This is a genomic window from Streptomyces nitrosporeus, from assembly GCF_008704555.1.
GTDB classification, from domain to species: domain Bacteria; phylum Actinomycetota; class Actinomycetes; order Streptomycetales; family Streptomycetaceae; genus Streptomyces; species Streptomyces nitrosporeus.
The window spans coordinates 2,170,477-2,184,721 of record NZ_CP023702.1 but is presented as its reverse complement, the minus strand read 5'-3'; the positions used below and the strand labels follow the sequence as shown (position 1 = coordinate 2,184,721).

13 protein-coding genes are annotated in these 14,245 nt (G+C 73.6%); 10 read left to right on the top strand and 3 right to left on the bottom strand.

All coding sequences use genetic code 11. From position 1 onward, the window contains the following. The first annotated feature begins 48 nt into the window (after positions 1–48). Positions 49–1,218 (top strand): cysteine desulfurase family protein, encoded by a 1,170-nt coding sequence (locus CP967_RS09405; protein WP_150487534.1) that lies wholly within the window; start codon positions 49–51, stop codon positions 1,216–1,218. A 46-nt stretch (positions 1,219–1,264) separates the two neighbouring features. On the opposite strand, the gene CP967_RS09400 is transcribed toward CP967_RS09405, so the two are convergent. Then, complete coding sequence (locus CP967_RS09400; RefSeq protein ID WP_150487533.1) at positions 1,265–1,951, bottom strand: N-acetylmuramoyl-L-alanine amidase; 687 nt, start codon at positions 1,949–1,951, stop codon at positions 1,265–1,267. Between the two features lie 61 nt (positions 1,952–2,012). On the opposite strand from CP967_RS09400, the gene mnmA reads away from it, so the two are divergent. Next, entirely contained in the window at positions 2,013–3,143 is a 1,131-nt protein-coding gene (gene mnmA, locus CP967_RS09395; protein ID WP_150487532.1) for a tRNA 2-thiouridine(34) synthase MnmA, read from the top strand. A 70-nt stretch (positions 3,144–3,213) separates the two neighbouring features. Here the strand turns inward: mnmA and CP967_RS09390 are convergent, their stop codons facing one another. Then, positions 3,214–4,023, bottom strand: coding sequence for an alpha/beta hydrolase (locus CP967_RS09390; RefSeq protein WP_150487531.1), 810 nt, complete (start codon positions 4,021–4,023; stop codon positions 3,214–3,216). A gap of 66 nt (positions 4,024–4,089) precedes the next feature. Further along, entirely contained in the window at positions 4,090–4,440 is a 351-nt protein-coding gene (locus CP967_RS09385) for a DUF427 domain-containing protein (protein WP_150487530.1), read from the bottom strand. An 80-nt stretch (positions 4,441–4,520) separates the two neighbouring features. On the opposite strand from CP967_RS09385, the gene CP967_RS09380 reads away from it, so the two are divergent. From CP967_RS09380 to CP967_RS09345, 8 genes are all read left to right on the top strand, one after another. After that, positions 4,521–5,060 (top strand): LOG family protein, encoded by a 540-nt coding sequence (locus CP967_RS09380; protein WP_150487529.1) that lies wholly within the window; start codon positions 4,521–4,523, stop codon positions 5,058–5,060. A gap of 216 nt (positions 5,061–5,276) precedes the next feature. Next, on the top strand, positions 5,277–5,966 hold the full coding sequence (locus CP967_RS09375; protein ID WP_150487528.1) for an SDR family oxidoreductase: 690 nt from the start codon (positions 5,277–5,279) through the stop codon (positions 5,964–5,966). A gap of 119 nt (positions 5,967–6,085) precedes the next feature. Continuing rightward, positions 6,086–7,111, top strand: coding sequence for a methionine synthase (locus CP967_RS09370; RefSeq protein ID WP_150487527.1), 1,026 nt, complete (start codon positions 6,086–6,088; stop codon positions 7,109–7,111). 40 nt (positions 7,112–7,151) lie between these two features. Next, on the top strand, positions 7,152–9,347 hold the full coding sequence (gene ligA, locus CP967_RS09365) for an NAD-dependent DNA ligase LigA (protein ID WP_150487526.1): 2,196 nt from the start codon (positions 7,152–7,154) through the stop codon (positions 9,345–9,347). A 534-nt stretch (positions 9,348–9,881) separates the two neighbouring features. Next, positions 9,882–12,074, top strand: coding sequence for a putative bifunctional diguanylate cyclase/phosphodiesterase (locus CP967_RS09360; RefSeq protein ID WP_150487525.1), 2,193 nt, complete (start codon positions 9,882–9,884; stop codon positions 12,072–12,074). A gap of 111 nt (positions 12,075–12,185) precedes the next feature. Next, positions 12,186–12,482 carry an Asp-tRNA(Asn)/Glu-tRNA(Gln) amidotransferase subunit GatC gene (gene gatC / locus CP967_RS09355; protein ID WP_150487524.1) on the top strand — a complete coding sequence of 99 codons (297 nt, stop codon included), beginning with the start codon at positions 12,186–12,188 and terminating at the stop codon, positions 12,480–12,482. 5 nt (positions 12,483–12,487) lie between these two features. Beyond that, on the top strand, positions 12,488–13,990 hold the full coding sequence (gatA, locus tag CP967_RS09350) for an Asp-tRNA(Asn)/Glu-tRNA(Gln) amidotransferase subunit GatA (RefSeq protein ID WP_150487523.1): 1,503 nt from the start codon (positions 12,488–12,490) through the stop codon (positions 13,988–13,990). Next, the gene (locus CP967_RS09345) at positions 13,987–14,229 is read left to right on the top strand and encodes a hypothetical protein (protein ID WP_014048483.1); all 243 of its coding nucleotides are present in this window, start codon (positions 13,987–13,989) and stop codon (positions 14,227–14,229) included. Before gatA ends, CP967_RS09345 begins: the two co-directional genes overlap by 4 nt. The last annotated feature ends 16 nt before the right edge of the window (positions 14,230–14,245 follow it).

Genomic DNA, 14,245 nt, shown 5'->3' with positions numbered 1-14,245 from the left:
GCGTACCGGGCACGGCCCGCGCCACGGGCTCGTAGAATCGTGCTCACCATGGCTTACCTCGACCACGCCGCGACCACGCCGATGCTCCCCGAGGCGATCGCGGCGATGACCGCGCAACTCGCCGTCACCGGGAACGCGTCCTCCCTGCACGCGGCCGGGCGCCGCGCCCGCCGTACCGTCGAGGAGTCACGGGAGGCCCTCGCCGAGGCACTCGGGGCCCGGCCCAGCGAGGTGGTCCTGACCTCGGGCGGCACCGAGGCCGACAACCTCGCCGTGAAGGGCCTGTACTGGGCCCGGCGCGACGCCGACCCCCGGCGCACCCGGGTCCTGGCCAGCCCCGTCGAGCACCACGCGGTGCTCGACGCGGTCGACTGGCTCGCCGGGCACGAAGGGGCGAGGGTCGAGTACCTCCCCGTCGACCGCTACGGGCGTGTCCACCCCGACGCGCTGCGCGAGGCGATCCTCCGCGACCCGGACGACCTCGCCCTGATCACCGTGATGTGGGCCAACAACGAGATCGGCACCGTCATGCCGGTACGCGAACTGGCGGAAGTGGCCCGTGAGTTCGGCGTACCCATGCACGCCGACGCGGTGCAGGCCTTCGGCCAGCTGGAGGTCGGTTTCGCGGACTCGGGGCTTGCGGCGATGACGGTCAGCGCCCACAAGATCGGCGGCCCGCCCGGGATCGGCGCGCTGCTGCTCGGCCGTGACCAGACCCCCGTGCCGGTCCTCCACGGCGGTGGGCAGGAGCGGCACGTGCGCTCCGGCACCCTGGACGTGCCCGCCGTGGCCTCCTTCGCCGTCGCCGGGCGGCTCGCCGCCGCACGCCGGGCGGACTTCGCCCGGGAGGTCGGCGCGCTCCGGGACGCGCTGGCCGACGCCGTGCTCGCGGCTGTCCCGGACGCCGTGCCCGGCGGTGACCCGGCCCCCGGCGGCCGGCTGCCCGCCAACGCCCACTTCACCTTCCCCGGCTGCGAGGGCGACTCGCTCCTGCTGCTGCTCGACGCCCAGGGCATCGAGTGCTCCACCGGCTCCGCCTGCACGGCGGGCATCGCCCAGCCCAGCCATGTGCTGCTGGCCACCGGCACCGACCCCGACCTGGCCCGCGGGACCCTGCGCTTCTCCCTCGGGCACACCTCCACGGAGCAGGACGTCCAGGCCGTCGCCCGCGCCATCGGCCCGGCCGTCGAACGCGCCAGGGCGGCCGGGCTCAGCTGAGACCCGGCCGCGCGGGGGGCCGCCGCCCCCGGGTCCGGCGGGCCGCTCAGGCGGTCTCCGGGGCCGCCGTGGAGGCCGCGCGCACCAGCTTCATGTAGCGGTCCCAGTCCCAGTGCGGGCCCGGGTCCGTGTGGTCGGTGCCCGGCACCTCCACGTGCCCGATGATGTGCTCCCGGTCGACGGGGATCGCGTACCGCGCGCATATGGAGGCCGTCAGGCGCGCGGAGGAGGCGTACATCTTCGCGGTGAAGTCCTGGGGGCGGTCCACGAACCCCTCGTGCTCGATGCCGACGCTGCGTTCGTTGAACGAGCGGTTGCCCGCGTGGTAGGCCACGTCCAGCTCGCGGATCATCTGTGCCACCCGGCCGTCCTGGCCCACGATGTAATGCGTCGCCGCGCGGTGCGCCGGGTCCTGGAAGACCCTGACCGCGCTCGCGAAGCTGCCCTGGGTGACATGGACGATCACCCGGTCCACGCCGTAGTCGTCGGGGCGGTCGGCGCGCCGCCAGTTCGCCTCGGAGGCCGCGGTCCAGGTCGCGCCCGCGTAATCCAGCTCACCCTCCTTGCGCGGCTTCTCCACGCCGGGCACCCGCCACCAGACGCGCCGGATCTCGTCCGCGGCCAGCGCGGCGGCGCCCACGGCGGCGGCACCTCCGCCGATGAGCAGTGCGCGCCTGCTGACGCCGCGCGAGGAGCCGTCCCCCGACGGCCCGGTGTTGCTGTGGGTCCCCATACCGGCGACAACGCATATCGGAGAGCAATCGGTTCCCGGGGCCCCGTACCCTGGTGGAGCTATGACTCAGACCTCCCAGCGCCCCCTCCGTGTCCTGGCCGCCATGTCGGGCGGTGTCGACTCCGCCGTCGCCGCGGCCCGAGCCGCCGAGGCCGGGCACGACGTGACCGGTGTGCACCTCGCCCTCTCCGCGAACCCGCAGTCCTTCCGGACCGGGGCCCGCGGCTGCTGCACCATCGAGGACTCCCGTGACGCCCGCCGCGCGGCCGACGTCATCGGCATCCCGTTCTACGTCTGGGACCTGGCGGAACGCTTCCGCGAGGACGTGGTGGAGGACTTCGTCGCGGAGTACGAGGCCGGGCGCACCCCCAACCCCTGCCTGCGCTGCAACGAGAAGATCAAGTTCGCCGCGCTGCTCGACAAGGCCCTCGCGCTCGGCTTCGACGCCGTCTGCACCGGCCACTACGCCACCGTCCGACTCGCCGGGGACGGCAGCCGGGAGCTGCACCGCGCCTCGGACATGGCCAAGGACCAGAGCTACGTCCTCGGCGTCCTCGACGAGAAGCAGCTCGCCCACGCGATGTTCCCGCTCGGCGACACCCTCACCACCAAGGACGAGATCCGGGCCGAGGCCGAGCGCCGCGGGCTCGCCGTCGCCAAGAAGCCCGACAGCCACGACATCTGCTTCATCGCGGACGGCGACACCCAGGGCTTCCTCGCGGACCGCCTCGGCGGCCCCGCCGAGGGCGACATCGTCGACGAGGCGGGCGCGAAGATCGGCACCCACGAGGGCGCCTTCGGCTTCACCATCGGCCAGCGCAAGGGGCTGCGCATCGGCCACCCCGCCCCCGACGGCAAGCCGCGCTACGTCCTGGACATCTCCCCGGTGAACAACACGGTGACGGTCGGCCCGGTGGAAGCCCTCGACGTCACGGCGCTGACCGCGATCAGGCCCCGCTGGTGCGGCACCGCCCCCACCGGCCCCGGCACCTACACCGCCCAGCTCCGCGCCCACGGCGGCGAGAGCGAGGTCACGGCCGAGCTGGTGGACGGCACCCTGCACGTCGCCTTCACCGAGCCCGTCCGCGGCGTCGCCCCCGGCCAGGCCGTCGTCCTCTACGACGGCACCCGGGTCGTCGGCTCCGCCACCATCGCGACGACGGCCCGGCGGGAGCGGGCGGCGGCGGGCTGAGGTCCGGCGGCCGCGGCGGGGTGCGCGGGCCCGTCCGAGGGCCGCGCACCCCCGTGCCGGGACGCCGGGTTCAGGACGCCAGGCGCGCGAACACGTCCCGGCCGAAGAAGTCCGCCAGGACCGGGGCGATGGCCTGCGGGGCCAGCTCCCTGGTCTGCCCGGTCAGCGTGCGGTGCCGGGCGCGGGGGAGGGCCGCGGCCAGGGCCAGCGTGGTCCGGTGGGCCCGCGCGGTACTGAAGCCGCCCGTCACCACCAGGGCACGGGCCGTGACCGAGGCCAGGCGTTCCACCGGCACCGAACCGTCGCCCAGCAGCGCGTCGTCGTACGCCAGGGTGTGCGCCACCGCCTCCAGCCCCGCCCACAGGGGCGCCCGGCGCATCCGGGCGACCGTCGGCTCCGGGACACCGCTCCGGGACAGGTAGAGGGCCACCGCGCCCGCCCGGTCGCCGGCCGCGAGGAGTTCGCGCAGCAGCGCGGTGCAGCGGGCCTTGTACAGCCGGCCGTCCGGACCGGGGGTGTAGGGCGGCTCGAAGACCGCGAGCCGGTCCATCGGCACCCCCGCCGCCGCGGCCTCCAGCACCAGCGCCCCGCCCGAGAGCATGCCGAACACCGACACCCGCGCCCCGTGACCGCCCGCCCGCTCCACCACGGCCGCCAGGTCCTCGGTCTCGCGGCACACCGCGTACGGCCCGGTGTCCCCGCTGGCCCCGCGCCCCCGGCGGTCGTACGTCACGACCGTGAAGCGCGGCTCCAGCAGGGCGGCCAGCACCGCGTCGTCCGCGGACGTGCCGAGTGCGCCGCCGACCAGGACCACCGGCGGTCCTTCGCCCCGGCGGCGATAGGCGATGACCGTGCCGTCACGGGAGAGAATCTTGTCCATGCGGGGGTGGACCGGTGGGCCGCCCGGAAGTCATCGGTGCGGCACCGGAATCTTTCTGACGGGTAGTCAGGCGGGTTCCGGGACCACCTCGGTGCCGTAGAAGCAGAGGTGGCCGCGGATCGCGGCCACCTCCTCCCGCGGCTCCCGGTAGGCCCAGACGGCGTCCTCGCCGCCCGGCAGCGACCAGTAGGAGGCGTCCCCCTTGAACGGGCAGTGCGTACGCGTGGGCGAGGGGGTCAGCAGATCCGCGCGCACGTCCTCGGGCGGCAGGTAGTAGCGGACCGGGCAGCCCGTCTCACGCAGCACGAGCGGGCGGCGGCTCTCCGCGACCACCCGCCCGTCGTGGACCACGCGTACGTGCTCGGTGCCGGGCTCGACGGTGATGCGGTGACCTCGGTGTGCCGGTACGGGTGTCATTCTCCTTTCAGCAGCCGGACGGGCCGCGTTCTTCCCGGCCCCACGAGGGGCTGTCGGCGGCGGCCCGTACCGTTGTCCCCATGAACATCTGCGTCTTCCTCTCCGCCGCCGACCTCGACGACCGCTACACCGTCCCCGCCCGCGAGTTCGCCGAGCTGCTGGGCCGGGGCGGGCACACCCTGGTCTGGGGCGGGTCCGAGAGCGGGCTGATGAAGGTCGTCGCCGACGGGGTCCAGGAGGCGGGCGGACGGCTCGTGGGGGTGTCGGTGGACTTCCTCGCGGCGAAGGCGCGGACGAACGCGGACGAGATGGTCATAGCCGGGGACCTGGCCGAACGCAAGGCGCTCCTGCTGGAGAAGGCCGACGCGATCGTGATCATGGTCGGCGGTACGGGCACCCTCGACGAGGCCACCGAGATCCTGGAGCTGAAGAAGCACGGCAAGCACACCAAGCCCGTCGTCCTGCTGAACACCGACGGCTTCTACGACGGCCTGCGGCAGCAGTTCCAGCGCATGGAGGACGAGGGCTTCCTGCCGATCCCCCTCACCGACCTGGTCTTCTTCGCCACGGACGGCGTCGGCGCGCTCGCCTACCTGGAGGAGTCCGCCGGCCTGCGGTGAGCCGGACAGGACCGCCGGGCGCGGGGCGCCGCCCCGGGTCACGCCGGGCCGCGGGGCCGTGCGAGGCGGCTCCGGCCGCTCCGGGCCGCGGGGCTGTGCGAGGCCGCTCCGGGCCGCCGGAGCACGCGAGACCGCCCCGCCCCGCCGGTCCGCGCCGTCCGCGGCCCCCGGCCGCCGCCTCCGGGGGCCCACCTGCGGTGATGCGATCATGAGGGCATGGCTACTCATCTCATCACCGGGGCCGGCTCCGGCATCGGCGCGGCCGTCGCCCGCCGCCTCCTGGAACGCGGCGACGAGCTCGTCCTGCTGGCCCGCGACGCCGGCCGCGCCAGGGAGCTGGCCGCGCTCCACCCCGGCTCCCGTACGCTCGTCGGCGACCTCGCCAACCCCGACCGGCTGTCCTGGGCCCTCGGGCAGCAGACCGTGCCCGAGCGGCTGGACTCGCTGCTGCACATCGCCGGTGCCGTCGAACTCGGCCGGATCGGCGACCTCACCCCGAAGACCTGGCACTCCCAGCTCAACACCAACCTCGTCGCCCCCGCCGAACTGACCCGGCTGCTGCTGCCGCAGATCCGGGTCAGCCGGGGACACGTCGTCTTCGTCAACTCGGGCGCCGGACTGAACGCACACGCCGAATGGGGCGCCTACGCCGCGAGCAAGCACGGCCTCAAGGCGCTCGCCGACTCGCTGCGCCACGAGGAACACGGCAACGGGGTCCGGGTCACCTCCGTCTACCCGGGACGTACGGCGAGCCCCATGCAGGCCAAGGTCCACCAGCAGGAGGGCAAGGAGTACGACCCCGCCCGCTGGATCGACCCCGAGTCGGTCGCGACGACGATCCTGCTCGCCCTCGACCTGCCCCGCGACGCCGAGATCAACGACCTGACGGTCCGCCCCGGACACTGAGCACCCGGCACGGGGCCCGGTGGCTCCGCCCGGACGGGTCCCGCCCGGACGGCTCCGCCCGGCCGAGGACGGACCGGCCGAGGACGGACCGCCCGCGAGCGGCCCGTACGCTTTCCCGGGTGAGCGAGAAGAGCGAGTTCAGCACGTACGCGGCCACCGGCGTCGGCTCCATGCCCGGGGGCGACGCCCGGGAGGCCGCCAAGACCGTCGTCGGGTCCTTCGCCGACGGGCAGGGCATGCCGCACCTGCCGGAACTGCCCGCACGCGGGCCCGGCGCCGACATGACCGGCCGGACCGTCGGACTGCTCCAGGAGATGTACGGGCACGTCGAGCCCAGCGGCTGGCGGATCAGCGACCGCCCCGGCCGCGACACCCGGCGGGCCCGCTCCTGGCTCGGCGAGGACCTCGACGCCCTGGAGGAGTACACCCAGGGCTACGAAGGGCTGCTCAAGGTCCAGGCCGTCGGCCCCTGGACGCTGGCCGCCGCCCTGGAACTGCGCGGCGGCGAGGCGATGCTCGCCGACCCCGGAGCCTGCCGCGACCTCGCCGGCTCGCTCGCCGAAGGACTCCGCGGGCACCTCGCCGACGTACGGCGCAGGGTCCCTGGAGCCCGGATCGTCCTCCAGCTCGACGAACCCTCCCTCACCGCCGTGCTCCGCGGACGGGTCAGGTCGGCGAGCGGCTACCGCACCTACCGGGCCGTGGACCGCCAGGTCGTCGAAGGCGCCCTGCGCGACCTGCTCGCGGTCAACGACGGCGGGCCGACGACCGTCCACTCCTGCGCTCCCGAGGTCCCGTTCGCGCTGCTGCGCCGGGCCGGCGCCGGTTCCGTCTCCTTCGACTTCTCGCTCCTCACCGAGCGTGAGGAGGAGGCGATCGGGGAGGCCGTGGAAGGCGGCACCCAGCTCTTCCTCGGCGTCGTGCCCCCCCTCGACGCGGCCTCGACCGCATTGTCGGACCCTGGGGGTAGCGTCATGGGGGTCAGGACGTTGTGGAGCAGGCTGGGACTGAATCCGGGGACTCTCGCCGAGTCCGTCGTGGTCACCCCGGCCTGCGGGCTGGCGGGCGCGTCACCCGCGTACGCGCGCGCCGCGCTCGCCCACTGCGTCCGGGCGGCGAGGTCGCTCGCGGACAACCCCGAGTGACGGGACCGCGGGTACACGGGGCAACGGGAGGTAACGGACGATGGCCGGCGAACAGCAGGCACAGCAGCTGACGAAGGCGCCGGCTCAGGCGCGGGAGCGGCACGCGCTCCTGTCCGAACAGATCGAGGAACACCGCTTCCGCTACTACGTGAAGGACCAGCCGGTCGTCAGCGACGCCGAGTTCGACCGGCTGATGCGGGAACTGGAGGGCGTCGAGGACGAGTACCCCGAGCTGCGCACCCCCGACTCCCCGACCCAGAAGGTCGCCGGGCCCTACACCACGGAGTTCACCTCCGTCGAGCACCACGAGCGCATGCTGTCGCTGGACAACGCCTTCGACGACGCGGAGCTCGCCGCCTGGGCCGACCGCGTCGCCAAGGACGTCGGCCGCCCCGGCTACCACTTCCTGTGCGAGCTCAAGGTGGACGGCCTCGCGGTCAACCTCACCTACGAGCACGGCAGGCTGACCCGCGCGGCGACCCGCGGCGACGGCCGCACCGGCGAGGACATCACCCCCAACGTGCGGACCATCGCCGAGATCCCGCACCACCTCCAGGGTGAGCACCTTCCCGAACTCGTCGAGATCCGGGGCGAGGTCTACTTCCCGATGGAGGCGTTCGAAGGGCTCAACGCGCGCCTGGTGGAAGCCGGTGACAAACCCTTCGCCAACCCGCGCAACGCGGCGGCCGGCTCGCTGCGCCAGAAGGACCCGAAGATCACCGCCACCCGGCCCCTGCACATGGTGGTGCACGGCATCGGCGCCCGCCGGGGCCTGGACATCGACCGCCTCTCCCAGACCTACGACCTGCTGCGCGACTGGGGCCTGCCCACCGCCCGGCACAACAAGGTGGTCGACTCCCTCGACGGCGTACGCGAGTTCATCCGGTACTTCGGTGAGAACCGCCACTCCGTCGAACACGAGATCGACGGAGTCGTCGTCAAACTCGACGAGATCCCGCTCCAGGGCCGCCTCGGCGCGACCTCCCGCGCCCCGCGCTGGGCGATCGCCTGGAAGTACGCCCCCGAGGAGGTCAACACCAAGCTGGTGAACATCCGCGTCGGTGTCGGACGCACCGGCAGGGTCACCCCCTACGCCCAGGTCGAACCGGTCAAGGTGGCGGGCTCCGAGGTCGAGTTCGCCACCCTCCACAACCAGAACGTCGTGAAGGCCAAGGGCGTCCTCATCGGCGACACGGTGGTGCTCCGCAAGGCCGGGGACGTCATCCCGGAGATCCTCGGCCCGGTCGTCGACCTCCGCGACGGCAGCGAACACGAGTTCGTCATGCCCGCCGAGTGCCCCGAGTGCGGGACCGCTCTGCGCCCCATGAAGGAGGGCGACATCGACCTCCGCTGCCCCAACGCCCGCTCCTGCCCCGCCCAGTTGCGGGAGCGGCTGGCCTACCTCGCGGGCCGCAAGTGCCTGGACATCGACCACTTCGGCTATGTCGTCGCCGCCGCCCTCACCAAGCCGCTGGAACCCGCCGAGCCGCCCCTGACGGACGAGGGGGACCTCTTCTCCCTGACGGTGGACCAGCTGCTGCCGATCCGGGCCTACGTCCTGGACCCGGACAGCGGGCTGCCCAAGCGCGACCCGAAGACCGGCGAGGAGAAGACCGCGACCGTCTTCGCCAACCAGCAGGGCGAGCCCAAGAAGAACGCCCTGGCCATGCTGGAAGGCATCGAGGCCGCCAAACAGGCCCCGCTCGCCCGCATCCTCACCGGACTCTCCATCCGCCATGTGGGACCGGTCGCCGCGGCGGAACTGGCCCGGCAGTTCCGGTCCTTCGAACGGATCGACCAGGCGTCCGAGGAGGAACTGGCCGCCGCCGACGGCGTCGGCCCGATCATCGCCGCCTCGGTCAAGCAGTGGTTCGCCGAACCCTGGCACCGCGAGATCCTGCGCAAATGGCGCGAGGCCGGGGTCCGCACGGAGGACGAGGGGGCCGGTGAGGAGGAGGGCCCCCGGCCGCTCGAAGGGCTCACCGTCGTCGTCACCGGCACCCTGACCACCCACACCCGGGACGGTGCGAAGGAAGCCCTGCAGAGCCAGGGGGCGAAGGTCACCGGCTCCGTCTCCAAGAAGACGTCGTTCGTGGTCGTCGGCGAGAACCCCGGTTCCAAACACGACAAGGCGGTGCAGCTGAAGGTGCCGGTCCTCGACGAGGAGGGCTTCGCGGTGCTCCTCACCCGAGGCCCCGACGCGGCCCGCGAGGCCGCGGTGCCCGCGGAGGCCTGACCCGGGACCGCGCCCGCCCGGGGGCGCCGACCGGGGACGCCTGGCCGCCGGCGTCCGCCCGTCGGCGCCCGGCTGCCGATGTCCGGCTGTCGGAGCCCGCCCGCCGGAGCTCGCCTGCCGGCGCCTGACCGGGGACGCCTGGCCGCCGGCGCCCGGCCGCCCGTGTACGGCGAGGGCCGACGACACCTGATCGAGGCCCGATCGAGACCCCGGCCGCGCGTGGGCGCCGCCGGGCGGGGAAGGACCGGTAGGCGGGCGCCGCACGTCCGACGCCCGCCGCATCACCCGTACGGCATCCGCCCGCCCGCCCGTCCGGTGACCGCCGCGCCCCCGCGCACCGCCCCCGCCGCACAGGGGCGGCCGCCCTGTCCGCATTCGGGCAAGACCTGCGGAGCGCTGCCCCTGGAAGCCTTTGGCGGCCTAGTGTTGAGCGTGTACCTGCCGTGCCCGGCCGCGTGGTGGGATTCGGGCCGCGGTGGCATGGGAGCGGGGCCGCCGCGGGACATCGGCACCGCCGGCTGTGAGAGGGACGGAATGGAACCGACCGAGAGCGCCGCACCGGTGACACGGCCGCAGGGCGTCGCGGGCCTCGCGGGCCTCGCGGGCCTCGCGAAGAGAATGCTTCCGGTGCGGGCCGGGGCGGTCACCGCCGTGGGAGCCGTCGTCGTCGCGGTCGCCGCGGCGCAGCTCGCGGCCGGCTTCCACCACACGGTCCGCGACGGGCGGGCCCTCTTCCCGGACGGTACCGCCGGCTGGGCGCTCGCCCTGCTCACCGGCATCGTCGTCGGCCACCTGGTCGCCCTCGGGCGGGACCGCTGGTGGGGCGGCACCGGTTCCGGCGCCGCACTGACCCTCGCGGTGCTGCTGCTGTACGGCTGGGTGCCGGCCGGACTGGTCAGCCTCGTGGTGGTGGTCCTCGTCGGCACCGCCCGGCGGCACCGCTGGTGGCAGGGGCTGCTGCACGGAGCGGCCGACATACTCGGCATCGGGACCGCCGCGCTCGTCCTCGCAGCCTTCGGCGAGAGCGCCACCGTGGAAAGACCCTGGCAGCCGCTCCTGTGGGGCGTCGAAGCCGTACCGGAGGTGCTCCTCGCGGCCGGCGCCTACCTGATCGTCACCCGCGGCCTCCTCTGGTACGTCCGCGCCGCCCAGACCGGCGGGCTGCCGCCCGTCGCCCGTACCGCCGTACTGCGCCAGGGCCTCGTCGCCGTCGCGCTCGTCGGGATCGCGCCGCTGATCTGTGTCGTGGCCTGGGCCATGCCCGTCCTGCTGCCGCTCTTCGCCGTACCCCTGATAGCCCTGGACTCCACCCTCTGGATCGCCCGCGCCCGCGCCGAGGAGCAGCTGCGGGACCCGCTGACCGGCCTGCCCAACCGGCAGTGGCTGCTGGAACGCACCTGGACGGCGCTGGAGGAGGCCGAGGACACCGGCACCCGGGCGGCGCTCGTCCTGATCGACCTCGACCGCTTCCGCGCCGTCAACGACACCCTCGGCCACCTCGCGGGCGACCGGCTGCTCCTCCAGATAGCCGAACGGCTCCGTCTCGCCCTGCCGCGCGGTGCGGAGGCCGCGCGGCTCGGCGGTGACGAGTTCGCCGTACTCCTGCCGGCCGTCGGCTCCACCACCAGCGCCCAGCGCGTCGCCCGCCACCTGGTCGCCGAACTCTCCTCACCCCTCGGCCTCGACGGGCTGACCCTGGTGCTGGAGGCCAGCGCCGGGGTCGCCGTCCACCCCGACCACGCACTCGACGCCGAAGGACTGCTGCGGCGTGCCGACGTCGCCATGTACCAGGCCAAGCGCGACCGCACCGGCGTCGAGGTGTACGAGTCCAAACGGGACAGCAACACCCCCGACCGGCTGGGCCTGCTGGGCGACCTGCGCCGCGCCCTGGACGCCGGGGAGGTCGAGCTCCACTACCAGCCGAAGGTCCGCTTCGACGGGCAGGTCGCCGGTCTCGAAGCGCTCGTCCGCTGGGTGCACCCCGAACGCGGCCGGGTCCCCCCGGACGAGTTCATCGCGATCGCCGAGTCCTCCGGCCTGATGCCGCACCTCACCGAATACGTCCTGGAGACCGCGCTGGCCCAGGTCGCCCGGTGGCGGTCCCAGGGGCTGCTCGTCCCCGTCGCCGTCAACGTCTCCCCGCGCGACGTCCACACCCCCGGGTTCGCGGGCAGCGTCGCCGCCCGGCTGGCCCGGCACGGGGTCCCGCCGGGCGCGCTCCAGCTGGAGATCACCGAGCACGTGCTGCTGGAGGACCCGCAGCGGGCCGCCGACACCCTGGCCGGGCTGACCGCGCACGGCGTCAGGATGTCCCTGGACGACTTCGGCACCGGGTACTCCTCGCTCGTGCACCTGCGCCGGCTGCCCGTCAGCGAGCTGAAGATCGACCGGTCGTTCGTGGCCCGGCTGGCCGTCGACAACGAGGACGCCGAGATCGTCCGCTGCACCATCGACCTGGCCCACTCCCTCGGCCTGCTGGTCGTCGCCGAGGGCGTGGAGGACGACGAGACCTGGGAGCGGCTGCGTGATCTGCGCTGCGACGCGGTGCAGGGCTGGCTGGTCGCCGCCGCGATGCCGCCGCAGGAGATGACCGCCTGGCTGCGGGCGCGCGGCGAGCACGGCTGGCGGCGCCCGGCCGAGCTGCGGGCGGCGGCGGCGCAGCAGCCCGGGACGGAGCCGCAGCCGCGGCCGGCCGGCCGGGCGGTGTCCGGTCCCGCGACCGCCTGAGGAGTACGGAAGGCGGGCGGAACCCCTCCGGTGCGACCGGTGGCCACAGGGGTGACGGGCGACCCCATAGGATTGGGTCCAAACCACACACCGAACCCTGAGGATCGCTGCATGCCTGGCATCACGCGCGAGGAGGTCGCCCACCTCGCCCGGCTGGCGCGTCTGGAGCTGAAGGCCGAAGAGCTCGAGCACTTCGCCGGTCAGCTCGACGACATCATCGGCGCGGTCGCCCGCGTCTCCGAGGTCGCCGACCAAGACGTACCGCCGACCTCCCACCCGCTGCCGCTGACCAACGTCATGCGGGCGGACGAGGTCCGTCCGTCGCTCACACCCGCGCAGGCGCTCTCCGGCGCCCCGGCCCAGGAGCAGCAGCGTTTCAAGGTGCCGCAGATCCTGGGGGAGGACTAACACCCATGACGGACACCAGCACCATCATCAAGCTCACCGCGTCGGAGATCGCCGGGAAGATCGCCTCCGGCGAGCTGACCGCCGTCGAGGTGACCGAGGCGCACCTGGCCCGGATCGACGCCGTCGACGAGAAGGTCCACGCCTTCCTGCACATCGACCGGGAGGGCGCGCTCGCCCAGGCCCGCGCCGTCGACGCCAAGCGCGAGGCGGGCGAGAAGCTGGGCCCGCTGGCCGGCGTCCCGCTCGCGCTCAAGGACATCTTCACCACCCAGGACATGCCGACCACCGTCGGCTCGAAGATCCTCGAAGGCTGGATCCCGCCGTACGACGCGACCCTCACCCGGAAGCTGAGGGCCGCCGACGTCGTCATCCTCGGCAAGACCAACATGGACGAGTTCGCCATGGGGTCCTCCACCGAGAACAGCGCCTACGGCCCGACCGGCAACCCCTGGGACCTCACCCGGATCCCGGGCGGCTCCGGCGGCGGTTCGGCCGCGGCCCTCGCCTCCTTCGAGGCTCCGCTGGCCATCGGCACGGACACCGGCGGCTCCATCCGCCAGCCCGCGGCCGTCACCGGCACCGTCGGCGTCAAGCCGACCTACGGCGGCGTCTCGCGCTACGGCATGGTCGCCTTCTCCTCCTCCCTCGACCAGGGCGGGCCCTGCGCCCGTACGGTCCTGGACGCGGCGCTGCTGCACGAGGCGATCGGCGGGCACGACCCGATGGACTCGACGTCCATCGACGCCCCCGTCCCGCCGGTCGTCGAGGCCGCCCGCAACGGCTCCGTCGAGGGCATGCGCGTCGGCGTCGTCAAGCAGTTCTCCGGCGAGGGCTACCAGGCCGGCGTCGTCCAGCGCTTCAACGAGTCGGTCGAGCTGCTGAAGTCGCTCGGCGCCACCGTCGTCGAGCTGGACTGCCCCTCCTTCGACCTCGCGCTCTCGGCGTACTACCTGATCGCGCCGTCCGAGTGCTCCTCGAACCTGGCCCGCTTCGACGCCATGCGCTACGGCCTCCGGGTCGGCGACGACGGCACCCGCTCCGCCGAGGACGTCACCGCGCTCACCCGTGAGGCCGGTTTCGGCGACGAGGTCAAGCGCCGCATCATCCTCGGTACCTACGCGCTCAGCTCCGGCTACTACGACGCGTACTACGGCTCGGCCCAGAAGGTCCGCACCCTCATCACCCGGGAGTTCGAGAAGGCGTTCGAGCAGGTGGACGTCATCGTCTCGCCGACGACGCCGACCACGGCGTTCCCGATCGGCGAGCGCGCCGACGACCCGATGGCGATGTACCTCGCGGACCTGTGCACCATCCCCGTCAACCTCGCCGGCAACTCCGCCATGTCGCTCCCCTGCGGCCTGGCCCCGGAGGACGGCCTGCCGGTGGGTCTGCAGATCATCGCCCCCGCCATGAAGGACGACCGGCTCTACAAGGTCGGAGCCGCCGTCGAGGCCGCCTTCGTGGAAAGGTGGGGGCACCCGCTGATCGAGGAGGCTCCGTCCCTATGAGTGCCATGGCGAAGAAGGCCAAGAACTTCAAGAAGTCCAAGTCGGGCGTCTACCTGTCGCTCGGTACGACCGCCTTCGGCGCGCTCAGCGTCGTCAAGCAGGCGAAGATGGCCCGCCAGGACAACGACACGCTCCGGCTGATCGACGCCGCCGTGTCCGCCGCCGCGATCGTGACCGGCATGGCGATCCTCTACCGCGAACTCAAGCGTCTCGGCGACGACGACGTCCTGCTGGGATGAGAGGGAAAGTTTCACC